This is a genomic window from Pseudomonas sp. 22082 (assembly GCF_052046055.1).
GTDB classification, from domain to species: Bacteria; Pseudomonadota; Gammaproteobacteria; order Pseudomonadales; family Pseudomonadaceae; genus Aquipseudomonas; species Aquipseudomonas pharyngis.
The window spans coordinates 22174-29296 of sequence record NZ_JBQEQB010000003.1; the positions used below are offsets into that span (position 1 = coordinate 22174).

A 7123-nucleotide genomic window follows, 5' to 3' on the forward strand; every position below is an offset into this window, starting at 1 on the left:
GTATTCGTCTTCTGCTTACAGGCCGGAGAGGCCGAGGGCGGGATCTATGGCGTCGAGGGCGTCGGCCAGAGCCTTGGCCTTGTCGGCGATCTGCTTGCGTTGCTCACCGTTAAGGGTGTCGTAACTGGCGTAGCCGTCCTTGACCTTGAAGCCGTTCAGCGTGGAATCGAAATCAGCCAGTGCGCCGTCGATTTTCGGTAGCAGGTCGGCGGCGGATTTGCTCAGCAGCGGGCGCAGCAATTCGACGACTTTGTGCGCGGTTTCCTGATTGGCTGCGAAGCCGTTGAGATCGCTGTGGCTGTAGCGTTCCTCTTCGCCGCTGGCGGCGCGCACGTCGGCGAGGGTGTTGAGGTTGCGCACGACGATTTCCACCAGTTGCTCCGGCGGCAGGGATTGGGCCAGCAGCTGTTGTTTGAGCGTGGTGACGTTGTCGAGCAAGCCTTGGGCAATCAGTGTCAGCCCTTCGAGTTTGCGTTGCTGGAACAGCGCGTATTCGAGGCGGTGGAAACCGACGAAGGCCGGATCCTGCTCGCGTTTTTCGAAGTAATCGGCGCGGGCGTTGATGCTGTTGTCCAGCTCGGCCAGGCGTTGAGCGGCGGGGGCCAGACGCTGGTACGCGGCACGGGCCGGTAAATACGACGCCTGGGCCTGGGCCAGATCGCCGCTGTCGATGGCTTGATTCAGCGCCGTCACGGCTTTGATCAGCGCGCTGCCCTGGCTGGCCAGGTAGACACGGAACTCCGACAGCGGCCCGACGAAGGCAACCATCGATGGCTTGGCCTTGGCGGCGGCATCGGAGGCGGCGGTTGGCGTCACGTGCAGGGTGCCGCGCGGGTTGCTCAGCAGGCCGCAGGTGATGGCGTAGTCGCCGGGTTGCAGGTTGGCGTTGATCACCTGGCTCAGGCCCGGCGCGATGTTCTCGCGCTCTTCGATCACCAGCACGCCGTCGAGGATTTCCCACTCCACCGCCCGGTCGGAGCGATTGACGATGCGGAAACTGGCGCGGCCGGCCGGCACCGTCAGGGCGTTCGGCTCGCAACTGTGCGGATGGATGTTGACCACCACTTCGTCGCGGTTGTGCTGACGTTTGGCGGCAGCCATTTTCGAGGCGTAGTAGAACAGGCCACCGGCGGCGATCATCACGACCACCGAACCGGCCACCGCCCAGCGCAAGGCGCGGGGAGGCGAGGCCTGAGGAATATTAGGCTTTGACATGAAGGCCCTTATTGGCTGGAAACGGAAGACGATTGGGCAGCGGGTTTGGGTGCCGGCATGAAGAACATGACCAGCGCGACCAGCAGATAAATCAGGTACGCGCCGAGGGTGCTGACGGTCGGTGCATCCTGATAACCGAACATGCCGGCCAGCACCGAGCCCAGCGGGCCGTCCATCGGCAGCGTCGCGCTGAAGTCGAAGAGCACGGTTTGCAGGTGGTTCCACACCCCGGCTTCATGCAGGGCCTGCACCGAGTTGGCGAGAATCCCGGCGGCGACCACGAGGATGAACAGCCCGGTCCAGCGGAAGAAAGCCGATAGATTCAAACGCATGCTGCCGCTGTAGATCAGGAAGCCGACGACGATCGCCAGAATCAGGCCGAGCAGGGCGCCGATCGGCGCGGCCGGGCCTTCGCTCTGCTGGAACACGGCGAGCAGGAAGAACACGGTTTCCAGGCCTTCCCGGGCCACGGCGAAAAACACCATGGCGATCAGCGCGATGACCTGATGCTTCGACGCGGTCAGCGCATGATCGAGGGAGGCTTGCAGTGAATGCTTGATCGAACGCGCCACTTTGCGCATCCAGAACACCATCGAACTGAGAATGCCCACAGCGACAAGGCCGACCACGCCTTCGAACAGTTCCTGCTGCTTTTGCGGGAATTCGGCACTGACCAGCTCCAGGCCACCGCCGACCAGCAACGCCAGCGCAGCAGCGAGAAACACGCCGATCCACACCGCCGGCATCCACTGGCCACGGCCGGTCTGTTGCAGGTAGCTGGCGATGATGCCAACGATCAGCGCGGCTTCGATGCCTTCGCGCAACATGATCAAAAAGGGAACGAGCATTCGGCGGTCACTGTGTAACGAAATGAGGTTACAAGTTGTAACATAATGAAAGTCATTCTCACATGGCATTCATTGACATTTAGCTGAACCTCAGCTGAACGAGTCTGAACATCCACGCCGCCCAGCCAGCTGCGCTAAGATGCCCGCCACTCGAACAACAACAGGGCTCAGAGCGCGTTCCATGTCGGAAAAAGACACCATCGCCATTCAACTGGTGCGCGAAGCACTGCTGCAAAGTTGTGCCCCGGGCGTGGCCACGGAAGAAGTCTTGAGCAAGGTCGGGATCGATCCGGCGTTGCTGCCCACCGATGACGCCCGTGTGCCGGCCAGCCAGTACGCGCGGTTGTGGCGCCTGTTGGCCCGGCGTGGCGATGACGAATTCTTCGGCATGGACCCGCGCAAGCTGAAATCCGGCAGCCTGGAATTCCTCTGCCGCAGCGCAATGGCCCAGCCGAACCTGGCGGCCGGGCTGAACAGCGGTTTGAATTTCCTGTCGTTGATGCTTGAACGCCTGCCGGCGCAACTGGTGCACCAGCAGAGTCTGGCGGAGATCGTGCTGCTGGAAGACGATTCGGAACCGCGCCGTGCCTTCACCTATTTCACTTATTGGATGATCGTCCACGGCGTGGCGTGCTGGCTGGCGGGGCGGCGGATTCCGATCCTGGCCATCGAGCTGCGCTGCCCGGCGCCGGATTTTTGTGATGACTATCGGGTGATGTTCTCGGAAAACCTGCGTTTTGATAGGCCGCGCACACGGATGATCTTCGCCGCTGACGTGCTGGATCTGCCGATCAAGCGCAGCGCCGAGGAGTTGAAGCGCTTCCTGGCCCATGCGCCGGCCAACATTCTGGTGAAGTACCGCGACCCGGAAAGCCTTGCGAGCCGGATCAAGCAGGATCTGCGGCAGCTGCCCGCCGAACAGTGGCCGGAAACCGATGCGTTGGCCCAACAGTTGTGCATGTCGGCCTCGACCCTGCGCCGGCGTCTGGCTGAAGAAGGGCAGACCTATCAGGGCCTGAAGGATAGCGTGCGCAAAGAGCTGGCGATCACCTGGCTGGCGGAGCCTTCGATCAGTTTTGCCGAGATTGCCACGCGGCTGGGGTTTGCCGATGCCAGCTCGTTCTACAAGGCGTTTCGCAAGTGGTCGGGGACTAATCCTGGGCACTATCGCAGCTTGATCCTCAACGAAGCGTCCTGACCCACACCTCCCACCGTTGATTCTCGTTCCCACGCTCGGCGTGGGAGCGATCAAAGTCCGGATTCTTGGCCAAACCAGTCATCCACTTTGAGGGCTTTGACCATTGCCGCAGCCGGCGTGCGGCGCGAGTATTCCTCTGTTGTTTACGGTTCCCCAACCTAATAAGAACAGAGGGATTCTGGCAATGCGCGATTACTTGTCTGCCACCGCACAGTTTGATTATCAGCACACCGTGGATGCCGCGCTCAGCGGTACGCTCGAGGCGCTCAACGCCTGCGTCGAATGTTGTGACCGCCACGCGCTGCCGGGGCGCATTGCGCTGTTCTGGGAAGGCCGCGATGGCGCCAGTGCGACGTACACCTTCAGCGACCTGCAGGACAAAGCCGCGCGTTTCGCCAATTTCCTTCTCGCCCAGGGCGTGCAGAAGGGCGACAAGGTCGCCGGCCTGCTGCCACGCAATATCGAATTGCTGATCACCGTGTTCGCCACCTGGCGCATCGGCGCGGTGTATCAACCGCTGTTCACCGCGTTCGGCCCCAAGGCCCTCGAACATCGCCTGAACAGCTCCGGCGCCAAAGTCGTGGTGACCGACGCCGCCAACCGGCCGAAACTCAGCGAAGTCGCCGACTGCCCGACGCTGGTCACCGTTGGCGGTCCGAAAGGCCAGGGCATCGTCCGTGGCGATTTCAGTTTCTGGGCCGAGTTGCCCAGCCATTCCAGTGTCTGCGAACCGCTGATGCTGACCGGCGAAGACCCGTTCCTGCTGATGTTCACCTCGGGCACCACCGGCCCGTCGAAAGCGCTGTCGGTGCCGCTCAAGGCCATCGTGGCGTTCCAGAGCTACACCCGCGATGCCGTGGACCTGCGCCCGGAAGATGCGTTCTGGAACGTCGCCGATCCGGGCTGGGCCTACGGCATCTATTTTGGTGTGACCGGCCCGTTGTCGATGGGCCACCCGATCACGTTCTACGATGGCCCGTTTACCCTCGAAAGCACCTGCCGGGTGATCAACAAGTACGGGATCACCAACCTCACCGGTTCGCCCACGGCGTATCGCCTGCTGATTGCCGGTGGCGATGAGTTCGCCAGGTCGATCAAGGGCAAGCTGCGCATCGTCAGCAGCGCCGGGGAGCCGTTGAACCCGGAAGTGATCCGCTGGTTCGCCGACAACCTCGGCGTGGTCATCCACGATCACTACGGCCAGACCGAACTGGGCATGGTCCTGTGCAACCACCACGGCCTCGAACACCCGATCCACCTCGGTGCCGCCGGTTTCGCTTCGCCGGGCCATCGCATCGTGGTGCTCGACGAGCAGAACAATGAACTCGGCGTCGGCCAGCCCGGCATCCTCGCCATCGACCGCACACAGTCGCCGATGTGCTGGTTCGCCGGCTACGAAGGCGCACCAACCAAGGCTTTCGTCGGCGATTACTACCTGAGCGGCGACACCGTCGAGTGGAACCCGGACGGCAGCATCAGCTTCGTCGGCCGCAGCGATGACGTCATCACCACTTCCGGCTACCGGGTCGGCCCGTTCGACGTGGAAAGCGCACTGATCGAACACCCGGCCGTGGTCGAAGCGGCAGTGGTCGGCAAGCCCGATCCGGAGCGCACCGAACTGGTCAAAGCCTTCGTCGTGCTCAACCCGCAATACCGCGCCGAACCAGCGCTGGCCGAAGAATTGCGCCAACACGTGCGCAAGCGTCTGGCCGCGCACTCGTACCCCCGTGAAATCGAATTTGTCAGCGAGTTGCCGAAAACCCCGAGCGGCAAATTGCAGCGCTTTATCTTGCGCAACCAGGAAATCGCCAAGGCTCAAGAGGCTGCGGCGCACAACGTTTCAGCTTGAATCAGGAAGTCAGTCATGCAGATCGAGAACAAGGTTTTTATCGTCACCGGCGGCGCGTCCGGCCTGGGTGCCGCTACCGCTGAATTGCTGGTGAACGCCGGCGGCAAAGTGATGCTGGTGGACATGAACGCCGATGCCGTCTTTGCCCAGGCTCAGCGCCTCGGCGCGCAAAGCGTGGTGGCCGACATCAGCAACGAAGCCGCCGCCGAAGCCGCCGTGCAGGCGACCGTTAAAGCCTTCGGCAGCCTGAATGGTCTGGTGAATTGCGCCGGCATCGTTCGCGGCGAGAAGATCCTCGGCAAGAACGGCCCGCACGCCTTGTCCAGCTTCGCTCAGGTGATCAACGTCAACCTGATCGGCAGCTTTAACATGCTGCGTCTGGCAGCGGCAGCGATTGCCGAAAGCGAAGCCAACGCCGACGGCGAGCGTGGTGTGATCATCAACACCGCGTCGGTTGCGGCGTTCGACGGCCAGATCGGCCAGGCCGCGTATTCCGCGTCCAAAGGCGCCATCGCCAGCCTGACCTTACCCGCCGCCCGTGAGCTGGCGCGCTTCGGCATCCGGGTGATGACCATCGCCCCGGGCATTTTCGAAACCCCGATGATGGCCGGCATGACCCCGGAAGTGCGCGACTCGCTGGCCGCCGGCGTACCGTTCCCGCCGCGTCTGGGCAAACCTGCCGAGTACGCCGCGCTAGTGCGGCATATCATTGAAAACAGCATGCTCAATGGCGAGGTAATCCGTCTCGACGGTGCCTTGCGCATGGCCGCCAAGTAAGGAGGATTTCCCATGACCATCTCCAACGATCCGATTGTCATCGTCAGCGCCGTCCGCACCCCGATGGGCGGTTTCCAGGGCGAACTGAAAAGCCTGACCGCGCCACAACTCGGCGCGGCGGCGATCAAGGCTGCGGTTGAACGCGCCGGTGTCGCCACCGATGCGGTCGATGAAGTGTTGTTCGGCTGCGTATTGCCTGCCGGTCTCGGTCAGGCACCTGCGCGTCAGGCTGCGCTGGGCGCCGGGCTGGACAAATCCACCCGCTGCACCACGGTCAACAAGATGTGCGGCTCGGGCATGGAGACCACCATTCTGGCTCACGACATGCTGCTGGCCGGCAGTGCCGATGTGGTGATCGCCGGTGGCATGGAAAGCATGTCCAACGCGCCGTACCTGCTGGACCGCGCCCGTGCCGGTTACCGCATGGGCCACGGCCGGGTGCTGGATTCGATGTTCCTCGACGGCCTCGAAGACGCCTACGACAAGGGTCGTCTGATGGGCACCTTCGCCGAGGATTGCGCCGAAACCAACGACTTCAGCCGCGAGGCTCAGGACGCTTTCGCCATCGCCTCGACCACCCGCGCCCAGCAGGCGATCCAGGACGGCAGCTTCAAGGCCGAGATCGTTCCGCTGACCGTGACCGTCGGCAAAGAACAAGTGATCATCAGCAACGACGAGCAGCCACCGAAGGCCAAACTGGACAAGATCGCTTCGCTGAAACCGGCGTTCCGCGAGGGCGGTACGGTAACTGCGGCCAACTCCAGCTCGATCTCCGACGGCGCTGCTGCGCTGGTGCTGATGCGCCAGTCGCAAGCGCAGAAACAGGGTCTGAAACCACTGGCGGTGATTCACGGCCACGCAGCCTTCGCTGATACCCCGGGCCTGTTCCCGGTGGCGCCGATTGGTGCGATCAAGAAGCTGATGAAGAAAACCGGCTGGTCGCTGGATCAGGTCGATCTTTTCGAGGTCAACGAAGCCTTCGCCGTAGTCGGCATGGCGGCGATGACGCACCTGGAAATTCCTCACGCCAAGCTGAATATCCACGGCGGCGCCTGCGCGTTGGGTCATCCGATCGGTGCGTCCGGCGCGCGGATTCTGGTGACCTTGCTCTCGGCCCTGCGCCAGAAAGGCCTGAAACGCGGCGTTGCGGCGATCTGTATCGGTGGCGGTGAGGCCACGGCGATGGCCGTGGAATGCCTCTACTAAAGCTCGCGCATCTCGAATTGTGGGGGCGGG

At 62.8% G+C, this 7123-nt stretch carries 6 protein-coding genes; 4 read left to right on the top strand and 2 right to left on the bottom strand.

The features are described from left to right. Window positions 1-15 precede the first annotated feature (15 nt). A complete protein-coding gene (efeO, locus tag ACTJK9_RS04440; protein WP_440812432.1) occupies window positions 16-1215 on the bottom strand; it encodes an iron uptake system protein EfeO in 1200 nt (399 codons plus the stop codon). Window positions 1216-1223: 8 nt separating this feature from the next. Further along, window positions 1224-2063, bottom strand: a complete 840-nt coding sequence (gene efeU / locus ACTJK9_RS04445) for an iron uptake transporter permease EfeU (protein WP_085603429.1) — start codon at window positions 2061-2063, stop codon at window positions 1224-1226. Window positions 2064-2244: 181 nt separating this feature from the next. Here efeU and ACTJK9_RS04450 point away from each other — a divergent pair, with 181 nt between their 5' ends. The 4 genes from ACTJK9_RS04450 (at window position 2245) to ACTJK9_RS04465 (ending at window position 7093) form a co-directional block, all read left to right on the top strand. Further along, a complete protein-coding gene (locus ACTJK9_RS04450; protein WP_440812436.1) occupies window positions 2245-3261 on the top strand; it encodes an AraC family transcriptional regulator in 1017 nt (338 codons plus the stop codon). A gap of 184 nt (window positions 3262-3445) precedes the next feature. Further along, window positions 3446-5110: an AMP-binding protein gene (locus ACTJK9_RS04455; protein ID WP_440812438.1), complete on the top strand. Its 1665-nt coding sequence runs from the start codon at window positions 3446-3448 to the stop codon at window positions 5108-5110. Window positions 5111-5125: 15 nt separating this feature from the next. Further along, window positions 5126-5887: an SDR family NAD(P)-dependent oxidoreductase gene (locus ACTJK9_RS04460; RefSeq protein ID WP_064596844.1), complete on the top strand. Its 762-nt coding sequence runs from the start codon at window positions 5126-5128 to the stop codon at window positions 5885-5887. Window positions 5888-5899: 12 nt separating this feature from the next. Further along, window positions 5900-7093 carry an acetyl-CoA C-acyltransferase gene (locus ACTJK9_RS04465; protein ID WP_085610375.1) on the top strand — a complete coding sequence of 398 codons (1194 nt, stop codon included), beginning with the start codon at window positions 5900-5902 and terminating at the stop codon, window positions 7091-7093. Window positions 7094-7123: the final 30 nt, after the last annotated feature.